The sequence below is a fragment of the Pseudomonas sp. MF08875 genome (assembly GCF_059862525.1).
The window spans coordinates 157,045-179,352 of the sequence record NZ_JCBCUW010000001.1; the positions used below are offsets into that span (position 1 = coordinate 157,045).

General features: G+C 63.6%; 25 protein-coding genes. 11 read left to right on the top strand and 14 right to left on the bottom strand.

The annotated features are described in order from the left end of the window. Positions 1 to 56 precede the first annotated feature (56 nt). Positions 57 to 590 carry a gluconokinase gene (locus AC19YT_RS00750; RefSeq protein WP_095108134.1) on the bottom strand — a complete coding sequence of 178 codons (534 nt, stop codon included), beginning with the start codon at positions 588 to 590 and terminating at the stop codon, positions 57 to 59. A gap of 203 nt (positions 591 to 793) precedes the next feature. On the opposite strand from AC19YT_RS00750, the gene gntR reads away from it, so the two are divergent. Further along, the gene (gene gntR / locus AC19YT_RS00755; protein ID WP_500596712.1) at positions 794 to 1,825 is read left to right on the top strand and encodes an HTH-type transcriptional regulator GntR; all 1,032 of its coding nucleotides are present in this window, start codon (positions 794 to 796) and stop codon (positions 1,823 to 1,825) included. Here gntR and AC19YT_RS00760 read toward each other — a convergent pair. After that, a complete protein-coding gene (locus AC19YT_RS00760) occupies positions 1,822 to 2,442 on the bottom strand; it encodes a LysE family transporter (protein ID WP_500609554.1) in 621 nt (206 codons plus the stop codon). The two genes, gntR and AC19YT_RS00760, sit on opposite strands and share 4 nt — an antisense overlap. A 65-nt stretch (positions 2,443 to 2,507) precedes the next feature. On the opposite strand from AC19YT_RS00760, the gene AC19YT_RS00765 reads away from it, so the two are divergent. Next, a complete protein-coding gene (locus AC19YT_RS00765; protein ID WP_500596714.1) occupies positions 2,508 to 3,428 on the top strand; it encodes a LysR family transcriptional regulator in 921 nt (306 codons plus the stop codon). Positions 3,429 to 3,484: 56 nt separating this feature from the next. Here the strand turns inward: AC19YT_RS00765 and AC19YT_RS00770 are convergent, their stop codons facing one another. Continuing rightward, positions 3,485 to 4,372 (bottom strand): LysR family transcriptional regulator, encoded by an 888-nt coding sequence (locus tag AC19YT_RS00770; RefSeq protein ID WP_500609555.1) that lies wholly within the window; start codon positions 4,370 to 4,372, stop codon positions 3,485 to 3,487. A 131-nt stretch (positions 4,373 to 4,503) separates the two neighbouring features. Between AC19YT_RS00770 and AC19YT_RS00775 the strand changes: the two genes are divergently transcribed. Both AC19YT_RS00775 and AC19YT_RS00780 read left to right on the top strand, forming a co-directional pair. After that, positions 4,504 to 4,935 carry a PACE efflux transporter gene (locus tag AC19YT_RS00775; RefSeq protein WP_095108129.1) on the top strand — a complete coding sequence of 144 codons (432 nt, stop codon included), beginning with the start codon at positions 4,504 to 4,506 and terminating at the stop codon, positions 4,933 to 4,935. A gap of 137 nt (positions 4,936 to 5,072) precedes the next feature. Then, on the top strand, positions 5,073 to 5,504 hold the full coding sequence (locus AC19YT_RS00780) for a hypothetical protein (RefSeq protein ID WP_500609556.1): 432 nt from the start codon (positions 5,073 to 5,075) through the stop codon (positions 5,502 to 5,504). A 36-nt stretch (positions 5,505 to 5,540) separates the two neighbouring features. On the opposite strand, the gene AC19YT_RS00785 is transcribed toward AC19YT_RS00780, so the two are convergent. Continuing rightward, complete coding sequence (locus AC19YT_RS00785) at positions 5,541 to 5,735, bottom strand: hypothetical protein (protein WP_500609557.1); 195 nt, start codon at positions 5,733 to 5,735, stop codon at positions 5,541 to 5,543. 305 nt (positions 5,736 to 6,040) lie between these two features. On the opposite strand from AC19YT_RS00785, the gene AC19YT_RS00790 reads away from it, so the two are divergent. Continuing rightward, on the top strand, positions 6,041 to 6,487 hold the full coding sequence (locus tag AC19YT_RS00790) for a GNAT family N-acetyltransferase (protein WP_500596720.1): 447 nt from the start codon (positions 6,041 to 6,043) through the stop codon (positions 6,485 to 6,487). Here the strand turns inward: AC19YT_RS00790 and def are convergent. The 3 genes from def to AC19YT_RS00805 all read right to left on the bottom strand — a co-directional run bounded on the left by def (position 6,441) and on the right by AC19YT_RS00805 (position 8,311). Beyond that, on the bottom strand, positions 6,441 to 6,980 hold the full coding sequence (def, locus tag AC19YT_RS00795; protein ID WP_500609558.1) for a peptide deformylase: 540 nt from the start codon (positions 6,978 to 6,980) through the stop codon (positions 6,441 to 6,443). The two genes, AC19YT_RS00790 and def, sit on opposite strands and share 47 nt — an antisense overlap. Positions 6,981 to 6,982: 2 nt before the next feature. Next, positions 6,983 to 7,927: a YihY/virulence factor BrkB family protein gene (locus AC19YT_RS00800; RefSeq protein WP_095108125.1), complete on the bottom strand. Its 945-nt coding sequence runs from the start codon at positions 7,925 to 7,927 to the stop codon at positions 6,983 to 6,985. Positions 7,928 to 8,119: 192 nt separating this feature from the next. Then, positions 8,120 to 8,311 carry a CsbD family protein gene (locus AC19YT_RS00805; protein WP_095108124.1) on the bottom strand — a complete coding sequence of 64 codons (192 nt, stop codon included), beginning with the start codon at positions 8,309 to 8,311 and terminating at the stop codon, positions 8,120 to 8,122. Between the two features lie 201 nt (positions 8,312 to 8,512). Between AC19YT_RS00805 and AC19YT_RS00810 the strand changes: the two genes are divergently transcribed. The 4 genes from AC19YT_RS00810 to AC19YT_RS00825 all read left to right on the top strand — a co-directional run bounded on the left by AC19YT_RS00810 (position 8,513) and on the right by AC19YT_RS00825 (position 12,821). Next, positions 8,513 to 8,890 (top strand): hypothetical protein, encoded by a 378-nt coding sequence (locus AC19YT_RS00810; RefSeq protein WP_095108123.1) that lies wholly within the window; start codon positions 8,513 to 8,515, stop codon positions 8,888 to 8,890. A gap of 248 nt (positions 8,891 to 9,138) precedes the next feature. Then, on the top strand, positions 9,139 to 11,622 hold the full coding sequence (gene plsB / locus AC19YT_RS00815) for a glycerol-3-phosphate 1-O-acyltransferase PlsB (RefSeq protein WP_500609559.1): 2,484 nt from the start codon (positions 9,139 to 9,141) through the stop codon (positions 11,620 to 11,622). 83 nt (positions 11,623 to 11,705) lie between these two features. Continuing rightward, positions 11,706 to 12,104 (top strand): YbaY family lipoprotein, encoded by a 399-nt coding sequence (locus AC19YT_RS00820; protein ID WP_095108121.1) that lies wholly within the window; start codon positions 11,706 to 11,708, stop codon positions 12,102 to 12,104. 27 nt (positions 12,105 to 12,131) lie between these two features. Continuing rightward, complete coding sequence (locus tag AC19YT_RS00825) at positions 12,132 to 12,821, top strand: DUF4197 domain-containing protein (RefSeq protein WP_095108120.1); 690 nt, start codon at positions 12,132 to 12,134, stop codon at positions 12,819 to 12,821. A 245-nt stretch (positions 12,822 to 13,066) separates the two neighbouring features. On the opposite strand, the gene AC19YT_RS00830 is transcribed toward AC19YT_RS00825, so the two are convergent. Together AC19YT_RS00830 and AC19YT_RS00835 are read right to left on the bottom strand one after the other, a co-directional pair. Beyond that, positions 13,067 to 16,138, bottom strand: a complete 3,072-nt coding sequence (locus AC19YT_RS00830; protein WP_500609560.1) for an efflux RND transporter permease subunit — start codon at positions 16,136 to 16,138, stop codon at positions 13,067 to 13,069. A gap of 6 nt (positions 16,139 to 16,144) precedes the next feature. Then, positions 16,145 to 17,245: an efflux RND transporter periplasmic adaptor subunit gene (locus tag AC19YT_RS00835; protein WP_095108118.1), complete on the bottom strand. Its 1,101-nt coding sequence runs from the start codon at positions 17,243 to 17,245 to the stop codon at positions 16,145 to 16,147. 93 nt (positions 17,246 to 17,338) lie between these two features. Here AC19YT_RS00835 and AC19YT_RS00840 point away from each other — a divergent pair, with 93 nt between their 5' ends. Next, the gene (locus AC19YT_RS00840) at positions 17,339 to 17,977 is read left to right on the top strand and encodes a TetR/AcrR family transcriptional regulator (RefSeq protein WP_095108117.1); all 639 of its coding nucleotides are present in this window, start codon (positions 17,339 to 17,341) and stop codon (positions 17,975 to 17,977) included. 10 nt (positions 17,978 to 17,987) lie between these two features. On the opposite strand, the gene AC19YT_RS00845 is transcribed toward AC19YT_RS00840, so the two are convergent. Continuing rightward, positions 17,988 to 18,779 carry a class I SAM-dependent methyltransferase gene (locus AC19YT_RS00845; RefSeq protein ID WP_500609561.1) on the bottom strand — a complete coding sequence of 264 codons (792 nt, stop codon included), beginning with the start codon at positions 18,777 to 18,779 and terminating at the stop codon, positions 17,988 to 17,990. A gap of 92 nt (positions 18,780 to 18,871) precedes the next feature. Between AC19YT_RS00845 and AC19YT_RS00850 the strand changes: the two genes are divergently transcribed. Then, entirely contained in the window at positions 18,872 to 19,495 is a 624-nt protein-coding gene (locus tag AC19YT_RS00850; protein WP_500609562.1) for an energy transducer TonB, read from the top strand. A gap of 14 nt (positions 19,496 to 19,509) precedes the next feature. On the opposite strand, the gene AC19YT_RS00855 is transcribed toward AC19YT_RS00850, so the two are convergent. From AC19YT_RS00855 to AC19YT_RS00870, 4 genes are read right to left on the bottom strand one after another with little or no spacing between them, the layout of a single operon-like run. Continuing rightward, entirely contained in the window at positions 19,510 to 20,205 is a 696-nt protein-coding gene (locus AC19YT_RS00855) for an extensin-like domain-containing protein (protein WP_095108115.1), read from the bottom strand. 6 nt (positions 20,206 to 20,211) lie between these two features. After that, positions 20,212 to 21,033 (bottom strand): isocitrate lyase/PEP mutase family protein, encoded by an 822-nt coding sequence (locus tag AC19YT_RS00860; RefSeq protein ID WP_500609588.1) that lies wholly within the window; start codon positions 21,031 to 21,033, stop codon positions 20,212 to 20,214. Between the two features lie 29 nt (positions 21,034 to 21,062). After that, entirely contained in the window at positions 21,063 to 21,923 is an 861-nt protein-coding gene (locus AC19YT_RS00865; RefSeq protein WP_500609589.1) for a DUF72 domain-containing protein, read from the bottom strand. Beyond that, entirely contained in the window at positions 21,920 to 22,216 is a 297-nt protein-coding gene (locus tag AC19YT_RS00870) for a hypothetical protein (protein WP_500596727.1), read from the bottom strand. Before AC19YT_RS00870 ends, AC19YT_RS00865 begins: the two co-directional genes overlap by 4 nt. Between the last annotated feature and the right edge of the window lie 92 nt (positions 22,217 to 22,308).

Sequence of the window (22,308 nt, forward strand, 5' to 3'; positions counted from 1 at the left end):
TAAAGCGGGTGTGGGAGGTTGGGTTGCCAGACAGCGCTATCTTTTTGCCCCGCGCCTCAGGCGCGCGGCGTGAGGCCGTGTTCGATCCACCACCGGGTGGCCTGGCTCGCCAGTTGCTCGACGCTGTGGGTCGAGGCATCAAGGGCCAGGGTGCGCGGCTCGCCCACCGGTGATTCGAGGGTGGCGAACTGGCTGTCGATCAAGGTGGCAGGCATGAAATGCCCCGGGCGATGGGCCACGCGGTCGGCGGCCACTTCGCGACTCAATTCTAAAAATACGAAACCCAACCCCGGCGAGGCGCTGCGCAGGCGTTCGCGGTAGCTGCGCTTGAGGGCCGAACAGGTCAGCACCGGGTGCTCGCCCGCCGCGAGGGCACGGCGCAGCTCTGCGCACAGGCTATCGAGCCAACCGGCGCGGTCGTTGTCGTCCAAGGGGATGCCGGCGCTCATCTTTTCGATGTTCGCGGCCGGGTGAAAGGTGTCGCCTTCGATGCCGGTGGCGCCGCTGAGGGTGCAAATGGCCTGGCTCACGCTGGACTTGCCGCAACCGGCGACCCCCATGATGACCAAAGCAGTAACGGGTTGACTCATGGAACACCTCAGAACGCAGACAGCGCTATCTTTGCGAATTTGATGCGGGTGCAAAAACAGGCCCTATCGGCGCTTTCTCTCGTTTTTATGGGGGGGTCTCGACCGACAGGAACGGGATCAGGCAACCCACGGTTCATGCCAATTGCAGGCACATCGAGACAGCGCTACCTTAGTGCCTCGAATTTTGTTTGGCAAGCCGCCTGATGACCTCCCCTAAAAACGATAAAAACCCCCGCACCACGGGCCGCCCTACCCTCAATGAAGTCGCACGCCTGGCCGGCGTCAGCCCCATCACCGCGTCCCGCGCCCTGCGCGGCATCAGCACCGTGGCCCCGGCGCTGGTGGAAAAGGTGCGCCAAGCCGCCCTGGACCTCAACTACGTGGTCAACCCTGCCGCCCGCGCCCTGGCCTCGGCCCAGAGCCATTCGGTGGTGGTGCTGGTGCCGTCGCTGTCCAACCTGCTGTTCATCGACACCCTGGAAGCCATCCACCAGGTGCTGCGGCCCAAGGGCTTCGAGGTGCTGATCGGCAACTACCACTATTGCCGCGACGAAGAGGAAAACCTGCTGCGCAACTACATGGCCTATCAGCCCCGAGGCCTGTTACTCACCGGTTTCGACCGCACCGAAAGCGCCCGGCGCATGATCGACGCCAGCCAGGTGCCGTGCGTGTACATGATGGAGTTGGACGCCGGCGCCGGGGTCAATTGCGTGGGTTTCTCCCAAGTCAGCGCGGGCGAAACCGCCGCCGCCCACCTGATTGCCCGCGGGCGCAAACACCTGGCCTACATCGGCGCGCAACTGGACCAACGCACCCTGCTGCGCGGCGAGGGCTTTCGCCGCGGCTTGCAGCAGGCCGGCCTATACAACCCGGACTTGGAAGTGCTGACCCCGCGGCCCTCCTCGGTGGGCCTGGGCGGCGAACTGTTCCTGCACCTGATGGCCAGCCAACCGCAAGTGGACGCGATCTTCTTCGGCAACGACGACCTGGCCCACGGCGCCCTGCTCGAAGCCCTGCGCAGCGGCATCGAAGTGCCCGGGCGCGTGGCGATCCTGGGCTTCAACGACCTGCCCGCCTCGGCCCACATGGTGCCGCGCCTGAGCAGCATCAGCACCCCGCGCGAAGCCATCGGCCGGCGCGCCGCCGAGCAGATGCTGGTGCTGATGGCCGGCAACCGCGTGGCGCAACCGGTGCAGGACATGGGTTTTGAACTCAAAGTGCGCGAAAGCACCTAGCCGCGCACGCTCATCAGCCCCAGCAAGGTGCCGAACACCACCAGCACGCCACCGAACACCTGGTCGATGCGCCGCTTGTAGCCCATCAAGCGGTTGCGAATGGCCGGCGCGGAAAAAAACAGCGCCAGCGCCACGAACCACAGCCAGTGCGCGGCGACGATGATCGCGCCGTAACCCAGTTGCAGCGCCAGCGGCGTGTTCGGTTGCAGCACTTGCAGGTACAGGCTGACCACGAAAATCATCGTCTTGGGGTTCAGCGCATTGGTCAAAAACCCGGTGCGCAAGGCCTTGCACAGCGACTGCTGCACCGCGCCAAGTTGCCCCGCCGCGTCGGCCTGGGGCTTGGCGCGCAGCATCTGCACGCCCAGGTAGATCAGGTACAACGCCCCCGCCACTTTCAACGCGGTGAACAGCAGCAGCGACTCGCGCACCACCAAGCCCACGCCAAGCACGGTGTAGGCGACATGGACCATCACCCCCAAGCCAATCCCCAGCGCCGTCATCACCCCGTGGCGCCGCGACAGCAGCAGGCTGTTGCGGGTGACCATGGCAAAGTCCGGCCCGGGGCTGAGCACCGCCAGCACGGTGATGGTGATTACAACTAACAGTTCAGTCATGGGCCGCGCTCCGGGGTATAGAATCAGCGCCACACTTTAATGGCTACAGGGCGGCCAGGCGAACGATGAAAACTGACACTCTCGGTGATAAAAACTCACAGACTGCCAAGCGCCGCCTGCCGCCCCTCAGCGCCCTGCGTTGCTTCGAGATGGCCGCGCGCCTGGAGAGTTTCACCCGCGCCGCCGCCGCGCTGCACCTCACCCACGGGGCCATCAGCCGCGCCGTACGGGCCTTGGAGGACGACCTACAAACGGCCCTGTTCGAGCGCCGCAGCCACCGAGTGTTTCTCACTGACGCCGGGCGTGAACTGCTGCAAACGGTGGAGAACGCCTTCGATCAACTGGAAACCACCGCCCGCCGCTTGCGTACCCCCAGCCCGAGCGCGCCGCTGGTGCTGTCCTGCGAGCCAACCTTGCTGATGCGTTGGCTGATCCCACGGATTCCGGCGTTCTACGCCGCCCACCCGGGCATCAGCCTGCAACTGGTGGCCGGGGGCGGGCCGTTTTCGTTCAAGGACGGTATCGACCTGGCCATTCGCCGCCAGGATTTCCCTTGGCCCGCCGATGCCCACGCCGATTGGCTGTTCGACGAAAGCGTCGGCCCGGTGTGCCGCCCCGACCGATCCGCGCACTGGGCGCCCCTGCACAACGGCCAGCCCCGGCTGGCCCGCGACGCCCCGCGCCTGCACAGCGCCACCCGGCCCCAGGCCTGGAGCCATTGGCTCGAAGCCACCGCCAGCCCGACGCCAGAGCCCGCGGAGCAAGTCTTCGAGCATTTCTACTTCAGCCTGCAAGCGGCCGTGGCCGGGCTCGGCCTGGCAATTGCCCCGTGGCAACTGGTGCGCGACGACCTGCAATCGGGCCTGCTGGTGGCGCCCTGGGGCTTTGTTCCCGATGGCAGCGCCTACTACCTCCTGCGCCGGCAAACCCCGGAGCCCGACGGCGCCATGACGGCATTGTTGGCGTGGCTCAGAAGCGCCTTATAGGCGTGGAAAACACCGACGACGTTGCCTTTTTTATAGGAGGCGGGCTCGCCCGCTGGCTACAACAACGGTGGGGTCAGCAGTTGCACGAAGGCAGCGGCGCCTTTGCCCAGGGGTTGGTTTTTCAGCCACACCACGTGCAACGGCAGCAGCAGGCCGTTTTCGGTGTTGTGAAAATCCAGGCGTTTGAGCCGCCCGGCGGCCAGCAGCGGCGCCACCACCGAGAGGGGGAAGTTGCCCCAACCGATGCCGCTTTCCACCATGTCCAGGGCCATTGCCAGGCTATCGGTGCGCCAGTACGACTCGGCCACCAGCGGCCGGGCGTCGGCCAGGGGCAGGTCGCGGCTGGCGACGAGGATCTGGCGCACGTTCACCAGGTCTTCCAGGTACAGCGGCCCATGCGCCCCGGCAAACGCCGGGTGGGCGGCGCCGATGGTGGCCACCAGTTGCTCGCTGCCAATGAACTGGAAACGCTCCAACACGTTCACCGCCAACCCGGCGAAGGCCAGGCACACACTGACGCGGCCGCTGTGCAGCAAATGCAGGACATCGTCCTGGGGCGAGGTCAGCACTTCGATGTCCAACAAGGGATGGCGCTGGGCAATCACCTTAATGGCCGCCAGCAATCGCGAAGGGCCAATATCCGCCACCACGCCGATGGATAACTTGCTCTCCAACCCCAACGACAACTGCAACGCGTGCACTTGCAGTTGCTTGAGCTGCTCGGCGATCAACCGCGCATGGGGCACCAGGGCATTGGCCAGCGCCGTGGGCTGGGGTTCGCGGTGGCTGCGGTCAAACAGGGCGTACCCCAACTCGGCCTCCAGGTTGGCGATACCCATGCTCACCGCCGACGGCACCTTGCCCAAGGCCCGGGCGGCGGCAGAAAACGAGCCGCGTTCGATCACGGCAAGGAACAATTCAATACTCGAAGGGCTGAAACTCACGGCACCACCTATCAATAAAACTGAAAGCTACTGACTTTTTCTATCAGCCGCATTGAAGCTACCTTCTGCGCCCAGCGCCAGCCCTGCCCACAAAAAAGCCTGGCCCCCATCACGCGCACAAGGAATCCCCCATGCAAGGCGTCAAACGCAAACTGGTCTATGTCTCGTTGTTCGAGGTGTTCGGCATGACCTTCTCCGCCCTCGGCCTGGCGCTGCTGTCCGGCACTTCGCCAAGCAGCACCGGGCCGCTGGCGGTGGTCATCACCAGCATCGCGGTGGCCTGGAACTTCATCTACACCACCCTGTTCGAGCGCTGGGAAAGCCGCCAGCCGTCGCGCACCCGCACCGTCAAGCGGCGCATCGCCCACGCAGTGGGGTTCCAGTTGACGCTGATCGTGTTCCTGATCCCGTTGATTGCCGGGTGGATGGGCATCAGCCTCTGGGCCGCCTTCCTCCTGGACCTGGCCCTGATTCTGTTCATCCCCTGCTACACCTTTGCCTTCAACTGGCTGTTCGACCGCGTGTTCGGCCTGCCCGCCTCGGCCCTGCCCGACCCGGCCTGACAGCGGCAAAAGCCTTCCGCCCAGGGGAAAACCCTCACCGCCCGGCCCCGGCAAAACCCCATGAAACCGGGGCTTTGCGGGGCAGGCACGCAATTTGCTCCAGGCCTTGGCGTTCCCATCGTTCAAGGATTTGAATCATGTCACTCAACGTTCAGACCAGCCCGGTGCTGCAACTGGGCATCCGCCCCGACAAAGACCCCGCCACCTCGGCGGCGGCTAGCACCCAGTTCAACGCCGTGCTGCACAGCGTGCAGAACAGCGCAGCCACCACCAAGGTGCCGCCCACCGCCAAAGCCGAAGCGGCCACCCACGCCACCGACGGCAGCAAGCAGAGCAACGCCCTCAAGGATTTTCTCGAATACATGCACCAGACGCCCGAACAGCGCCTGCGGGCCAAGCTCCTCCTGGAAATGAACCTCACCGAAGAAGAGATCAAAGCCATGCCGCCGGCGGTGCAGTTCGATATCGAGCAGAAAATCGCCAAGCGCATGGCCGAAGAAATAGAGTTCGCCAAGGTCACGAGCGAGCAAGAGATGAAGCTCAAGAGTGAGGGCATGGCGGCGGTGTAGCGGTTGCTGGGGAGGGCTTGCGTGGGAGTGGGCTCGTCAGCGATGAGGCTGGCACAGCCAACCTGACCGCCAGGGCGCGGCCGATGGCGTTGGGTTTTCGTGTTCCAGGTTGATCCGTTCGCTGATATTGGAGGCCACTTTAAGCACGCGGTGCACTTGCCGGTCCGGGCCCAGCACCGGCCTGTAGCGGGCCTCCAGCCATAGCTCCTCGCCACTTTTGCTCAGGCGCAAGCTAGTCGGCCATTATCGAGGGAAGTTTGCCTGGGCAAACTAAGGCCAAGCCCGACAAACGGGCTTGGCGCGAGGATCTATCAGTGGCCAAAAACGCCGACCTTCTTGGCTTTTTTATCGGCGCGTTTTTCGTCGGCGGTTTTTGCCGGTTTCTTTTTCGCGGCTTTCTTTGAATCCATGCCTTTGGCCATGATGCGTGCTCCACTCATACGGGAAGGTAACGTTGAGGTATAACACCAATTGCCTGGCAGAATGCCATTTGCCCGATTTAACTGCCCAGTTCCCCGAAAAAGCCCTCTAAAACCATGCCCGAGCTGAATTTCCAAGCATTGCCCGACCTGCACCTGCCCTTGCTCAACAAGTTTTACCGCAGCCACGACACCGCCATGCGCAGTAGCCGCGAAGGGGTTTCGTGGGTGGCGAAAGAGGCGCAAATCGTCGCTGCATTGAACCTGCGGCCGATGGCACAGGGGCATTGGCTGACCGGGTTGTTCGTTGACCCGGCCTACCGTGGCCGGCAGATCGCCAGTGGCCTGGTGGCACAGGCTATCGCCCCGCTCGACGGCCCGGTGTGGCTGTTCTGCCACCCGGACTTGCAAGGCTTCTACGAAAAACTGGGGTTTTGCAGCCAGTGCGCCCTGCCCCAGGCCCTGGCCGAACGGTTGGCGCGCTACCGGCGCAACAAGGCGCTGGTGGCGCTGCAAGCTACTCCAGCGTGCCGTGCGGCAGGTCCGGGAACATCACGTCAATAAAGCCGAACTTGCTGAAATCGCTGATGCGCGACGGGTACAGGCGCCCGATCAGGTGATCGCACTCGTGCTGCACCACCCGCGCGTGAAAGCCCGAGGCCATGCGCACGATCGGCTCGCCCTTGGGGTCGAAGCCTTCGTAGCGGATGTGCTGGTAGCGCTGCACCGCACCCCGCAGCCCGGGCACCGACAGGCAGCCCTCGAAACCCTCTTCGAGGGGCGGCGCCAGGGGCGTAATCAGCGGGTTTATCAGGATGGTCTGCGGCACTGCCTCGGCGTCCGGGTAGCGCTCGCTGTGTTCGAAGCCGAACACCACCAGTTGCAGGTTGACGCCCACCTGGGGCGCGGCCAGGCCAACACCGCCGACGTGTTCCATGGTCTGGAACATGTCGTCGATCAGTTGCCACAACTCGGCGCTGTCGAACATGTGCGGCGGGACGGGTGGCGCGATGCGCAGCAGGCGTTCGTCGCCCATTTTCAGGATTTCACGGATCATCTTCAGGCTTCGTCTGTGGTCGGCTTGAGCGAGTGGTCCCGGCCCAGCCCCGACACGTGTTGTTTTTCGCCGTGCCCAGGCATGTCCTTCTCACCAGGATTTTTGCCATCGGCCGACATGTGCTCGATCACTGCGTTCATTTCCGCCCCCAGCAACAGCACCGCGGCGGAGATATAGAAGTACAGCAGCAATACGATGATCGCGCCGATACTGCCATACATGGCGTTGTAGTCAGCGAAGGTTTTCACGTAGTAGCCAAAGCCCAGGGACGCGATGATCCACACCACCACCGCCAGCACGGAACCTGGGGTGATGAAGCGAAATTCCTGCTGTACGTCCGGCATCACGTAGTAGATCAACGCCACGGCCACCATCAGCAAAATCACGATCAGCGGCCAACGCAGCACGGTCCAGAGGGTAACGATGAAATCTTCCATGCCCACCTGCCCGGCTACCCAAGCCATCACCTGCGGCCCTAGCACCATCAGCGCGGCGGCGGCCAGCAGCATGCCGGCGATGCCTACGGTGTAGAAAATCGACAGCGGAAAGCGCTTCCAGATCGGCCGGCCCTCGACCACGTCGTAGGCGGCGTTCATCGCGCTCATCATCAGGCGCACGCCCGCCGAGGCGGTCCACAGGGCAATAACGATACCCACCGAGAGCAGGCCGCCCTTCGATTGCTGGAGTTGGTCGATGACCGGGTTGACCTGCTCCAGGGCCTGGGGCGGCAGCACCAGTTCCGATTGCAGGCGCAACCAGGAGAAGAAATCCGGTAAATGCAGGAAACCGATCAGGGCGATCAGGAACAGCAGGAAGGGGAACAGGGAAAACAGCATCTGATAGGCCAGCGCCGAGGCGTAGGTGGACATTTCGTCGTCAACGAACTCCGTGACCGTACGCAGCATCACGCGGTGCAGGGGCAGGCCTTTCAAATCCGGGAAAATCATAGCGTCTCCTTTCGCCGCAAAAAGGTGTGAAGTCGGGGGCGACTCAAGGGCGTTTATTCGGGTGGTTTTTGAAAGCGGATGTTCTACACCAAAGTAGCCTAATTGACCTCATGCCTACAGTTTCGGTTCATTGCACCTACAAAAGCGGCCATCCAAGGATGGCCGCTCAGTGACACTAAAACGCACTTCAACTTACGCCTTATCGACGCCTTTCTTGATGGCGTCCTTGGTTTTGCCGACAGCCTGTTGCGCTTCGCCCTTCAATTCCTGGGCTTTGCCTTCGGCACGCAGTTTGTCGTTATCGGTGGCCTTGCCCACGCCTTGCTTGACGTTGCCGACCGCTTCGTTGGCCATGCCTTTGACTTTATCGCTGGTGCTACTCATGGTGATTCTCCTGGTAACTATCCGGGTGATTCGAGTGCTTGCGTAAAGGTTGACCGGGAGCGTTCTGGGCAAGTTTCATTTATTTTCCCGGCGGCTTTTCAAGGCCCGGCGCAGGTTGGGCTTTATGTTTGCGGCGCAACCCCCGAGAATGCGCACCTTATTTGCGGCCACGCGCCGAAGATCCAACCGTGCAGGTATGTCATGAAACTCAATAAAGCGCAGGCCATTGCCCGCAGAAACCAGGAACTGGGCGGTGCCGTGCTGGGCGTCAACAACTGCCACTTCACCGAGTTGAACCGCAACAAGAACATCTGGTGGTTCGATATACCCCTGGCGCGCCTGGCCATCGGCCAATACGAGTGGATTCACTTGCTGCTGCACAGCCCCGCCAGCGACCAGTTGCTGCACCTGAAAGTGCCCACTGTGTTCCTGCGCGAAAAAATGGAAGGCCTGGTGGTACGCAACGAAGGCAAGCGCAAATCCACGGTGAGCCTGGAACTGAGCGCCGACAAGGACGCCTACCTCGAAGACGTGCGCCCGGCGGGTACCGGGGTGAATTTCGCGCAGTTCCTTCAGTAAGCCCCGCGACAACACCGCCAACAGTCACCACTGCGGGAGCCAGCCTGCTGGCGATAACGCCCACCCAGCCAACATCCGTGTTGAAAGATGTACCGCCCTCGCGAACAAGCTCGCTCCCACAGGGCGCTGTGCCCGCCCTGTCGCGATATTCCCCGCTCATTCGCCGCTTTTTTGCCGATTTTCCGCGGATACGGCACACTAGCGGCCCGAGCGCCCGCTCGGTTTTTTTTAACTCATGCAGAAGCCGTATGACCCGCTCCCCGTTCCGCCGTCTTGTGTTTGGCACCTTGCGCCGACTGTTGTACCTCTGGGTGCGCTCGGAAACGATCAACCAGTCGTCCTTCACCCTCAACCTCGACCGCAGTCGTCCGGTGTTCTACGTCCTGCAAAACCCTTCGCTGACCGACCTGGCCGTGCTCGATACCGAGTGCACCAAGGCCGGCCTGCCGCGCCCGGTATTGCCGGTGTCGGTGGGCAACCTGATGGAGCCGGCGGCGTTTTTCTACCTCACGCCCGAGCCCGACTGGCTGGGCCGCCAGGACAAACGCGGCGCGCCGCCGACCCTCACCCGGCTGGTCAGCACCCTGACCCAGAACGCCGCCGAAGACGCGCAGATCATTCCGGTCAGTGTGTTCTGGGGGCAATCGCCGGGCAGTGAGTCCAGCCCTTGGAAGCTGCTGTTCGCCGACAGTTGGGCGGTCACCGGGCGCCTGCGCCGCTTGCTGAGCATCATGATCCTGGGCCGCAAGACCCGCGTGCAGTTCTCCGCGCCCATCCACCTGCGCGAACTGATCGAACACAACAAGGGCCACGAACGCACCGTGCGCATGGCCCAGCGCATTTTGCGGGTGCACTTTCGCCACCTCAAAAGCGCGGTGATCGGCCCGGACATTTCCCACCGCCGCAACCTGGTCAAGGGCTTGCTCAACCAGCCGTTGGTCAAACAGGCGATCCTCGACGAAGCCGAGCGCGAGAACATCTCGCCCGACAAAGCCAAGGCCCTGGCCTTGCGCTACGGCAACGAAATCGCCTCGGACTACACCTTCACCGCCATCCGCTTCCTGGAAGTGGTGTTGAGCTGGTTCTGGAACAAAATCTACGACGGCATCAAGGTCAACAATATCGAGGGCGTGCAGCAGATCGCGCCGGGGCATGAGGTGATCTACGTACCGTGCCACCGCAGCCATATCGACTACCTGCTGCTGTCCTACCTGCTGTTTCGCAATGACCTGACCCCGCCGCACATTGCCGCCGGGATCAACCTCAACATGCCGGTGATCGGCAGCCTGCTGCGCCGTGGCGGGGCGTTTTTCATGCGCCGCACGTTCAAGGGCAATCCGCTCTATACCTCGGTGTTCAACGAATATCTGCACACGTTGTTCACCAAAGGCTTCCCGGTGGAATACTTCGTGGAGGGCGGGCGCTCGCGCACCGGGCGCATGCTGCAACCGAAAACCGGCATGCTGGCCATTACCCTGCGCAGCTTCCTGCGCTCCTCGCGCATGCCCATCGTGTTCGTGCCGGTGTACATCGGCTATGAGCGGGTGCTCGAAGGCCGCACGTACCTGGGCGAATTACGCGGTGCGAGCAAGAAAAAAGAGTCGATCTTCGACATTTTCAAGGTGATTGGCGCCCTTAAGCAGCGTTTTGGCCAAGTGGCGGTGAACTTCGGCGAGCCGATCAAACTGGCGCAGTTCCTTGACAGCGAACAACCGGGCTGGCGCAGCCAGGACCTGGGCCCGCAGTTCAAACCGGCGTGGCTGAGCGAAACCACCCATCGCCTCGGCGAGCGCGTGGCGCGCCACCTCAACGAAGCGGCGGCGGTCAACCCGGTCAACCTGGTGGCCCTGGCGCTGCTCTCCACCACGCGCCTGGCCCTGGACGACCGAGCGATGGCGCGGGTGCTGGACCTGTACCTGGCGCTGCTGCGCCGGGTGCCCTACTCGCCCCACACCACGCTGCCCGAAGGCGACGGGCGGGCGCTGATCGAGCACGTCAAGGGCATGAACCTGTTGGCCGAGCAGAGCGACGCCCTGGGCAAAATCCACTACCTGGACGAGCAGAACGCCGTCCTGATGACCTACTACCGCAATAACGTGCTGCACATCTTCGCCCTGCCGGCGTTGCTCGCCAGTTTCTTCCAGAGCACCTCGCGCATGAGCCGCGAACAGATCCTGCGCTACACCCGTGCGCTGTATCCGTACCTGCAATCGGAGTTGTTCATCCGGTGGTCGCTGGAAGAACTGGACGCGGTGGTCGACCAATGGCTGGAGGCGTTCGTTGAGCAAGGCCTGCTGCGCTTCGAGAAAGACGCCTACCTGCGCCCGGCGCCGAGTTCGCGGCACTTCGTGCTACTGACCCTGCTGTCCAAGAGCATCGCCCAGACCCTGCAACGCTTCTATATGGCCATCTCGTTGCTGCTCAACAGCGGCCAGAACAGCATCAGCGCCGAAGAACTGGAAGACCTGTGCACCGTCATGGCCCAGCGCCTATCGATCCTGCATGGCCTTAACGCCCCGGAATTCTTCGACAAGAGCCTGTTCCGCCACTTCATCCAGACCCTGCTCGACCAAGGAGTGCTGCGCCGCGACGAGGCCGGCAAACTCAGCTACCACCCCATGCTCGGCGAGTTGGCCGAAGGCGCGGCCAAGCGCGTATTGCCGGCGGAAATCCGCCTGTCGATCCGTCAGGTGGCCCTGCACCGCAGCGAGGACGCGGCAGAGCTGGAGTGAATCGGTAGGCCCCTGGCGGCGCAAATCCGCTAGATTGTCGTAGGCGCCTGTTTGGTAAGGCGCCCACGATAAGGAACCCTGCGATGAAAAAACTCTCCCTGCTTGCCCTCGCCGCGCTGCTCAGCGCCTGCCAGAGCCCGACCCCGGCCGCCAAGGCCAGCCTCGACGGCGAAGTCTTCTACCTGCAACGCATCGCGCTGCCGCCTAACGCCACCCTCAGTGTCAGCCTGCAAGACGTGTCCCTGGCCGACGCCCCGGCGCGGGTCCTCGACCAGCAGAGCGGGCCGATCAAAGGCCAGGTGCCGCTGCCGTTCCACCTCACTTACGATCCGTTGCTGGTGGAGCCCGGCCATCGCTACTCGGTCAGCGCCCGCATCGAGGCCGATGGCAAGTTGCTGTTCATCACCACCGAGCACCACGCCGTGCAACTCAATGGCCAAGACCCGCAGCCATTGAAAGTACGCGTCGATCAAGTCCGTTAACCACCCCTGCCGCCCAAGGAAACCGCCATGCTCCGTCCCTCCCTTCGTTTTGCCGGCCTGTGTGCTGGCCTGTTGGTCAGCGCCAGTGCGCTGGCCTTGTCCCTGAGCGACCTGTCGCAAAAAGACGCCACTGGCGGGCTCAAGGACGCCTTGACCCAGGGCGCGCAAATCGCCGTCAAGCAATTGGGCGCACCCGGGGGCTTTAGCAATAACCCCGAAGTGAAAATCGAACTGCCGGGCAAACTGGGCAAGGTCGCCAAGAAAATGAAGCAGTTCGGCATGGGCGCCCAGGTCGACGAACTGGAAACCAGCATGAACAAAGCCGCCGAAGCCGCCGTGCCGCAGGCCCAGGCGCTGCTGGTGGACGCGGTGAAGAAGATGACCGTGGACGACGCCAAGGGCATCCTCAGCGGCGGCGAAGACTCGGCCACCCAATACCTGAGCAAGACCAGCCGCGAGCAGATCCGCGCCAAGTTCCTGCCCATCGTCAAGCAAGCCACCGACAAAGTGGGCCTGGCGCAGCAGTACAACGCCTTTGCCGGGCAAGCCGCGACCCTGGGCGTGCTGGACGCCAAGAGCGCGAATATCGAAGGCTACGTGACCGAACAGGCCCTCAACGGCTTGTTCGAGATGATCGGCAAGCAAGAAGCCAACATCCGCCAAAACCCGGCGGCCGCTGCCACTAGTTTGGCGAAGAAGGTGTTTGGGACGCTGTAAAGCCTTGAGGAAAATGAAGGGGCAACTGTGGGAGCAACTGTCTTAGCCCTACCATTCGTCACCGCCACTGCGTGCCGCCATCGCGAGCAGGCTCTCTCCCACAGAGCCACCCGCCCCACAGTTCAACTGTGGGGCGGGCGCTGCCCGCGATGGCGGCAGCACAGCCAACATCCCTGTCGGCTATCAGATCGCTATCGCGAGCAAGCCCGCCCCACAGAGGTGGCTACCACAAGGGCCTGCGGCCTTTAGGCGGCTTCCTTCTTGACCCTGAACCACGCCGCATACAGCGCTGGCAAAAACAGCAGGGTCAGGGCCGTGGCGACGATCAGGCCACCCATGATGGCCACTGCCATCGGCCCGAAGAACACGCTGCGTGACAGCGGGATCATCGCCAGCACCGCCGCCAGGGCGGTAAGCACGATGGGGCGGAAACGCCGCACCGTGGCTTCGATGATGGCTTGCCATGGGCGCAACCCGGCCTTGATGTCCTGCTCGATCTGGTCCACCAGGATCACCGAGTTACGCATAATCATCCCCGACAACGCGATGGTGCCCAACATGGCCACGAAGCCGAACGGCTGGCGGAACACCATCAGGAACAACGTCACCCCGATCAACCCCAATGGCGCGGTCAAGAACACCATGAAGGTGCGCGAGAAGCTGCGCAGTTGCAGCATCAGCAGGGTCAGCACCACCACGATGAACAGCGGCACGCCGGCCTTCACCGAGTTCTGCCCACGGGTGGAGTCTTCCACCGTGCCACCCACGTCCAGCAAATAGCCATCTGGCAGTTCGGCGCGGATCGGCTCCAGGGTCGGCAGGATCTGCTTGACCAGGGTGGCCGGTTGCTCTTTGTCGTAGATATCGGCGCGCACCGTGACGTTGGGCAAGCGGTTGCGGTGCCAGATGATGCCTTCCTCGAAGCCGTACTCCAGGGTGGCGATCTGCGACAGCGCCACGCTTTTGCCGTTATCGGTGGGCACCGCCAGGCTTGGCAGCAACGACAGCTCAGTGCGTTCGTGAACGGTGCCGCGCAGCAGGATCTCGATCAACTCGTTGTCTTCGCGGTATTGGCTGACGGCCGACCCGGTGAGCGAGCTTTGCAGGAACTTGGCCAAGTTGGCGGTGCTCACGCCCAGGGCGCGGGCGCGGTCCTGGTCGATGTTGAGGTACACCACTTTGCTCGGTTCTTCCCAATCCAGGTGCACGTTGACCACATGGGGGTTCTCGCGCACCTTGGCCGCCACTTTGCGGGCCAGGGCGCGCACCTCTTCGATGTGCTCGCCGGTCACCCGGAACTGCACCGGGTAGCCCACGGGCGGGCCGTTTTCCAGGCGCGTAACCCGCGAGCGCATCATCGGGAACTGCTCGTTGAGGGTCTCGATCAGCCAGGTGCGCAGGCTTTCGCGGTCTTCGATGGTCTTGGCCAGCACCACGAACTGGGCGAAGCTCGCCGCCGGCAGTTGTTGGTCCAGGGGCAGGTAGAAACGCGGCGAACCGGTGCCCACGTAGGCCACATAGTTGTCGATGCCGGCGTGGTCCTTGAGCAAGGCTTCCAGGCGCTTGACCTGCTCGGCGGTGTTGCTCAGGGACACGCCCTCGGCCAGTTTCAGGTCGACCATCAGCTCCAGCCGCCCGGAGGCCGGGAAGAACTGCTGGGGCACGAAGCGGAACAGCACCACCGAGGCGACGAACAACACGATAGTCAGGCCGATCACCGTTTTACGCCGGCGCACACACCACTCCACCACCCGCCGCACGCGCTGGTAAAACGGCGTGCCGTAAGGGTCGGTGGCGCCATCGGTGGTGCCGTGCTTGGCGGCGTGCAGCTTGGCCAGGTCTGGCAGCAGCTTCTCACCCAGGTACGGCACGAACACCACGGCCGCGACCCAGGAGGCCAGCAGCGCGATGGTCACCACCTGGAAAATCGAACGGGTGTACTCGCCGGTGCCGGACTGCGCGGTGGCAATCGGCAGGAACCCGGCCGCGGTAATCAGGGTGCCGGTGAGCATGGGGAACGCGGTGCTGGTCCAGGCGTAGCTGGCGGCCTTGATGCGGTCGTAGCCCTGCTCCATCTTGATGGCCATCATCTCGACAGCAATGATCGCGTCGTCCACCAGCAGGCCCAACGCCAGCACCAGAGCACCGAGGGAGATCTTGTGCAGGCCGATGCCCAGGTAATACATGCTGGCAAAGGTCATGGCCAACACCAGCGGAATCGCCAGGGCCACCACCATGCCGGTACGCACGCCGAGGGAGAAGAAGCTCACCAGCAGCACGATCACCAGGGCCTCCACCAGTACCCGCACGAACTCGCCGACGCCGGTCTTCACCGCTGCCGGTTGGTCGGAGACCTTGCGCAACTCCATGCCGGCGGGGAGGTTTTTCTGGACGCGGGCGAACTCCACTTCCAGCGCCTTGCCCAGCACCAGGATATCGCCGCCCTCTTTCATGGCCACGGCCAGGCCAATGGCGTCTTCGCCCATGAAGCGCATGCGCGGCGCGGGCGGGTCGTTGAAACCGCGACGCACATCCGCCACATCGGAGATGCGGAACGTGCGATCACCCACGCGGATCGGGAAGGACTTGATCTCTTCTACCGTCTGAAAATTCCCCGACACCCGTAGCTGCAAACGCTCGCTGCTGGTCTCGAAAAACCCGGCAGTAGACACCGCGTTCTGCTCCTGCAAGGCCTGCTGCACCGCAGCCAAAGGCAGGCCGAGGGTGGCGAGTTTGAGGTTGGACAGCTCGATCCAGATCTTCTCGTCCTGCAAGCCCAGCAGCTCGACCTTGCCGATGTCCTTGACCCGTTGCAGCTGGATCTGGATGCGGTCGGCGTAGTCCTTGAGCACCGCGTAGTCGAAACCGCTGCCGGTCAGGGCGTAGATATTGCCAAAGGTGGTGCCGAATTCATCGTTGAAAAACGGCCCCTGGATACCGGACGGCAAGGTGTGGCGGATGTCGCTGATCTTCTTGCGCACCTGGTACCACAGCTCCGGCACCTGCACCGAGTGCATGGAGTCGCGGGCCATGAAGGTCACCTGGGATTCGCCGGGGCGCGAGAACGAGACAATGCGCTCGTACTCGCCGGTTTCCATCAGCTTCTTTTCAATGCGCTCGGTAACCTGGCGCGAAACTTCCTCGGCCGTGGCCCCGGGCCATTGGGTACGAATGACCATGGCCTTGAAGGTGAACGGCGGGTCTTCGCTTTGCCCCAACTTGGTGTAGGACAAGGCGCCAACAACCGCCAGCAACAGCATCAGGAACAGTACGATCTGGCGATTACGCAACGCCCACGCGGAAAGATTGAAACCCATCGAGGACTACTCCTTGGCCGCCAGGTTAACCGAGCGGTTGGAGCGATCCACGGGCCGCACCTGCTGGCCCTCGTGAAGCACATGCACCCCGGCTGCCACCACCCAATCGCTGGCGTTCAGGCCTTCGAGCACCGGCACGCTTTTTTCGCCAAACGGGCCGACGCGCACGGCGGTGCGCTTGAGTACGTTGTTGGCGTCCACGCGCCAGACGTAGGTCTGGTCGTTTTCTGCGGTCAGCGCCGACAGCGGCACCGAGAGTGGCACCGCGCCTTCGCCCTGAATCGACACCCGGGCACTCTGGCCCAACTCGGCGGGGACTTTGCCGGAGGTGAAGGTGATGCGCGCGGCGAAGGTGCGCGACTTGGGGTCGGCCGACGGCGACAACTCGCGGATGCGCCCGGCGAACGCCTGGCCCGGTTGGGTCCACAACTGCACCGAGACGTCCTGGCCGACCTTGAAACGGCCAAAACTCTGCTCCGGCAGGCTAATCAGCACTTCGCGCTCGCCATCGGTGGCCAGGGTGAACACCGTTTGCCCGGCCGACACCACTTGCCCGACTTCCACGGCGCGGCGCACCACCACACCGTCCTGGGGCGCACGCAGCACCGCATAACTGGCCTGGTTGTTGGACACGTCGAATTCGGCCTTGATCTGCTTGAGGCGCGCCTCGCCGGAGCGGTAGAGGTTCTCGGCGTTGTCGTATTGCGAGCGGCTGACCATCTGCCGGTCCATCAGGGTCTTGTAGCGGTCGCGCTCGGCACGCACCAGGCTCAGGTTGGCCTCGGCGGCCGCGACCTGGGCGCGGGCGGCCTCCAGTTGAAGGCGCACGTCCTGGGGGTCGAGTTCGGCCAGGGGCTGGTTGGCCTTGACCCGCTCGCCTTCATCTACCAGCCGTCGGCTGACCTTGCCGCCGATGCGGAACGCCAGGTCCGGCTCGTAGCGCGCCCTCACCTCACCGGGGTAGCTGTCCATGGCCTGGGCCGAAGGCTCTGGCTGAACCACCATGGCCGGGCGCACCACGACTTGTGCGGGTTCTTCATGGCCGCAGGCAGACAAAAAAAGTGCCAGGCTGGCAGGCAAAGCAAGGGGCAGGACATAGCGGAACATGGTGAAGGACCTTTCGCTAATGGTGCTAGGAATAATTATACTTGCCGGTATGTTATTAATAGCAAACTCACCAGTCCAGTAATAAAGCGAAAAATGTCGAACAATCTTTCTGCCCCCAACGGCCCCGGCCGTCCCAAAGACCTGGCCAAACGCCAGGCCATCCTTGATGCGGCGAAAAAGCTGTTTTTGAGCAACGGCTACGCCAACACCAGCATGGATGCGGTGGCAGCAGAGGCCGGTGTGTCGAAGCTCACGGTGTACAGCCACTTCAACGACAAGGAGACGCTGCTGTCGTGCGCCGTCATGTCCAAGTGCGAAGAGCAGTTGCCTACGCTGTTTTTCGAATTACCCGACGGCGCGCCCATCGAACAGGTGCTGTTGAACATCGCTCGCGGCTTTCACCAACTGATTAACGGCGAGGATTCGGTCAACCTGCACCGCCTCATCATGGCCCTGGGCAGCCAAGACCCCCAGTTGCCGCAGATTTTCTTCGAGGCAGGGCCGCAACGGGTGCTCAACGGCATGGAACGGCTGCTGACCAAAGTCGATCAGATCGGCGCCCTGCGCATCGCCAGCCCACGGGTCGCGGCCGAGCACTTCTTCTGCCTGCTCAAGGGCGCGGCGAACTTTCGCCTGCTGCTGGGCTGCGGCGGGCCAGTGGTCGGCGCGGCGGCCGAGGCCCACGTGCAGGACGTCGTCGCGCTGTTCATGCGCGCCTACCGCCCCGACTGACGGCCGCTTGCTACAACAGCTGGGGTTTGAGGGCTTTTTTCGGGTAGATGTCGTAGCGGCTGGATTTGCCGTCCAGCGAATGGCTCGGCTTGGGCCCCGCGATGCACGGCGCTTTGCGCGGGCGCTTGACTACCACCCGGTGGCTGGCCAGGGCCAGCGCGGCGGCCAGCAGGGCCGGGGCGTCCGGGTCGTCGCCCACCAAGGGGCGGAACAGGCGCATTTCCTTCTTCACCAGGGCGGTTTTCTCACGGTGCGGGAACATCGGGTCCAGGTAGATCACCTGGGGCGGCTCGCCTTCCCAGTGGCCCATGACGTCGATCGAGTTGCCCTTGAGCAGGCGCATGCGCGCAACGATCGGCGCCACCTCAAAATCCTCAGCGCCACGGGCCAGGCCATCCTCCAGCAAGGCGCCGATCAACGGTTGGCGCTCGATCAGGCTCATCTCGCAGCCCAGGCTGGCCAGCACGAAGGCGTCCTTGCCCAGCCCCGCCGTGGCGTCCAGCACCCGCGGGCGCACGCCTTGGCCCACACCCACGGCCTTGGCGATCATCTGCCCACTGCCGCCGCCGTACAAACGCCGATGGGCCGCGCCGCCCTCGACGAAATCCACCCGCACCGGCCCCGGCGCGTCTGGCCCCAGCTGTTGCAGTTGCAAACCCTGGGCGCCAACCTGCAAGGCGAACTCGGCGTCCTCCAGGGCCAGGGGTAAATCCAGTTGGTCGGCCCAGTGCCGGGCCTGTTCGGCGAACGCCTCGTCCAGTGCCTGGACGATGATGCGGCAGGCCGCGGGTTGTTCAATCATGGAAAACACGCCCAAAAAATTAATGATCGGCAAAAACGGCCGATAACAAAACTATCGGGCATTTTGCCAGAGCTGAACGTCGACCGAGACAAATGTCAGAGATTATTCCCAGCACATTCGTAGGCTTTATCTCGCCCCACGGCGACTACGGCCTACGCAACTCCCAAGCACTGAGCGGCGTCAGCCACCTGTGGCAAGATTTTTTTGCCCGGGCCCTGGCCGAGCAGCAAGGGAGCGCGACGAATACGATCAAGCCGCTGGAACCGGTGGACATCGAGGGCCCCCTCGAACCCACCGCCGGCGCCGACCTGCTCAGCCACATCCTCACCCAGCGCGAATGCGACGTGCAGGACACCGAAATCCGCCCGCCCGAGCCACTGTTCCTGCCCATTGCCGAGTTTGAAGTGGATCTGCTGGACAAACCCGCGCCGCCCTACCCGGACGACGAAATCGTCGCCCAACAGCAACAGCAGAATTTCGACAGTGGCTGGGTGCGCCCTATTGTCCTCAACGCCGGCCAACCGATTCCAGAACCCGGCCCGGCGCCTCAGCCACGGCCGCTGTTACTGCCGATTGCCGAGTTCGAGCTGGAGTTGCTGGACAAACCGGCGCCGGCCTTCGCCGCCGAAGAACTGGCCGAGCAGCAGAAGCAACTCAACTACGACATCGGCTGGGCGCGCCCGCTGATTCTGAACAACCTGCGCCTCGCCGCCTGACCTGCGCTACGCCCTTAACGGCACACCCACCACGGCCCCACGTCCAGATGGAAGTGGTTGCGATGGGCCGCGTTGTAATCGGGGCCGAGCACCACGCTGAACAGGCCACACGCGCCTTCGTGCACCCGCCGCAAGAACTGCGCGTCGGCGCCCTCCCCCGGCCAATCCTTGAGCACATTGATGGCGCGCCCGTCCGCCAGGCGAAACCCGGCGATATCCAGGGCATTGGCCCGGGCGTGTTGGCTGAGGGCGCCAGTTTGGCGGTGGTACATGTTGCGGCAGGCGAAACTGCCGAGGTGATCGACCCGCGCCACGCTCTGGCCATACACCGCGTGCGCCGCCGGTTGCAGGGCATGGCGGTCGAACAGGGCAAAGGCCACCGCCAACGGGCAACTGGCCAGGAAACTGCTGCTCAGGGCCACCGGGCCGCCCTGCACCCGCACCGTGTTGGTCAACGGGCACGTGGCGGCGGGGCTGTCGCTTTGCCGTGCCACCCGCAGGCCCGCGTCCTTGAGCACCTGGTCACACAGCGCCGGGTCATCGCGCAGGCGCAGCAACTTGAAGCGGGTCAGCAGGTTCGGCGCGGCCCGCACATCCAGCGGCGCCCAGGGGTTCCAGGCTGGCGGCACCGGCAGCAGGCCTGCCCACAGCGCCAGCAACGCGGCGCCCAGCAGTACAACCGCCAGTAGCAGGATTTTCAGTACTCGCACCGTTTGTCAGCCCTTGAACAGTTGATTGGCCTGGGCGTAAGGCAGGCAGCGGTCGGTGTAGGTGAAGGTGCCGTGTTCCTGGATCTCCCGGGCAGCGGCCATAAATGCGCCGTAGGCCGCCAGGGCCATGGACGAACCGACACTGATGCGCTTGACGCCCATCTCGGCCAACTGCGTCACGCTGAGCTTGAGCGCCCCGGACATCAGCACGTTGACCGGTTTGGGCGCCACCGCGCGCACCACCGCCAGTACCTCTTGCGGGGTGCGCAGGCCTGGGGCGTAGAGCACGTCGGCGCCAGCCTCGGCAAAGGCCTGCAAGCGGCGGATGGTGTCGTCCAGATCCGGGCGGCCATGCAGGAAGTTTTCCGCACGGGCCGTCAGCAAAAACGGGAACGGCAGGCTGCGCGCCGCCGTGACACAGGCGTCGATACGCTGCACCGCCAGGTCGAAGGGGTAAATAGGATCACCCGCACGCCCGGTGGCGTCTTCGATGGAGCCGCCCACCGCACCCACCTCGCTTGCCGCCAGAATGGCTTGAGCACAAGCCTGGGGCGCGTCGGCGAAACCGTTTTCCAAATCCACCGCCACCGGCAAGGGGCTGGCCGCGACGATGGCGCGGACGTTCTCCAGGGTGTCGTTCAGGCTCAAGCCGCCGTCCGGGCGCGCCTGGGAAAAGGCATACCCGGCGCTGGTGGTGGCCAGGGCCTGGTAGCCGAGGCTGGCGAGCATTTTCGCCGAGCCAGCGTCCCAGGGGTTGGGGATCACAAACACCCCGTGCGCCTCATGCAGGGCCTTGAACCCATGGGCGCGTTGGGTTTGGTTAGGCAGGTCCATGGCGAGCTCCTTCGACGGGTTCGTCAGAGCAGGCCAAGCTGCTCCGCGGCGGGTTCTCTGTATAACTCAGGCAGCGCGGGCATGCCAGGCAACCGTGCCATCAACTGGCTATGAAAGCGTTGGGCCAGTTTGGCCGCCAGCAGGTTGTCGGCGGTGTGCAGGAAGATATACGGCGTGCGCCCTTCTTCGATCCAGGTGGCGATTTTTTCCACCCAAGGCACCAGGAACGGATCGTTGGCTTCCAACTGCGGATGGCCGATGAAGCGTACCTGCGGGAACTGGGTGAACGCCGCCGGGCGCGGCGGCACCTTGGGTTTTTTCGCCTGGGCGTGCAGGACCGAAGGCGCGGTGCTGGTGCAACTGAACAGTGCCCGCGGGTCGAGGCAAATGCGCTCCACGCCACGGTCCAGCAGCAAGCGATTGAGCTGGCGCTCGGCGTCGCCCTTGGCGAAAAAGTCGCGATGGCGTACTTCCACCGCCAGGGGCCGTTCAAGGCCATCAATGAATCCGGCCAATTCTCCCAGGCGCTGCGGTGAAAACGCGGCAGGCAATTGCAGCCACAGCGGCGACACCCGCTCGCCCAAGGGGCCGAGCAGTTGCACGAAGGTCTCGGCGGCGCTCAGTTGTTCGCGCAGGTCGCCGCCGTGGCTGATGTTGCCGGGGAACTTGGCGGTGAAGCGAAAGTGCGCGGGCATTGTCTCGGCCCAGCGTTGCACGGTGCTGGCGGCCGGGCGCGCATAGAAAGTGGTGTTGCCTTCGACCGCGTTGAAGACCTGGCTATAGAGTTCGAGAAACTGTGCGGGGCGGGCATCTTGCGGGTACAGGTACTCGCGCCAGGCGTTTTCGCTCCAGGACGGGCAACCGAGGTAATAAGGCAGCATCAGATGTGCAGGTCGAGCCCCAGCACTTCCATGTCCCAATCGACGAAACCGGCGGTGGTCAGGTAGCTGGCCAGGGCGGTGGCCACGCTTTTGCTCATGGTGCGCGGGAAGATCATGTCTTGTTGGCGGGCGGGCAGGTTGGCGGTGCGGGCTTCACCGCGTACCGACACTGGGGTGTCGGCCAGTTCGATCTCGGCGTCGACGATGTCTTCGACACCCTCGTCCACCACCGCATTCGCCTTGCGCGGCTTGCGTTTGATGGGGTACGCCTGGGATGAAACGCCGTCTATACGCATAATCACATGCCCGGTATCAATGATGGCAATTTAGCGGCACCCATGCCGCTAAGCAAATGCCCAAGTGATAACTAGAACACAGAAAGGCAAAA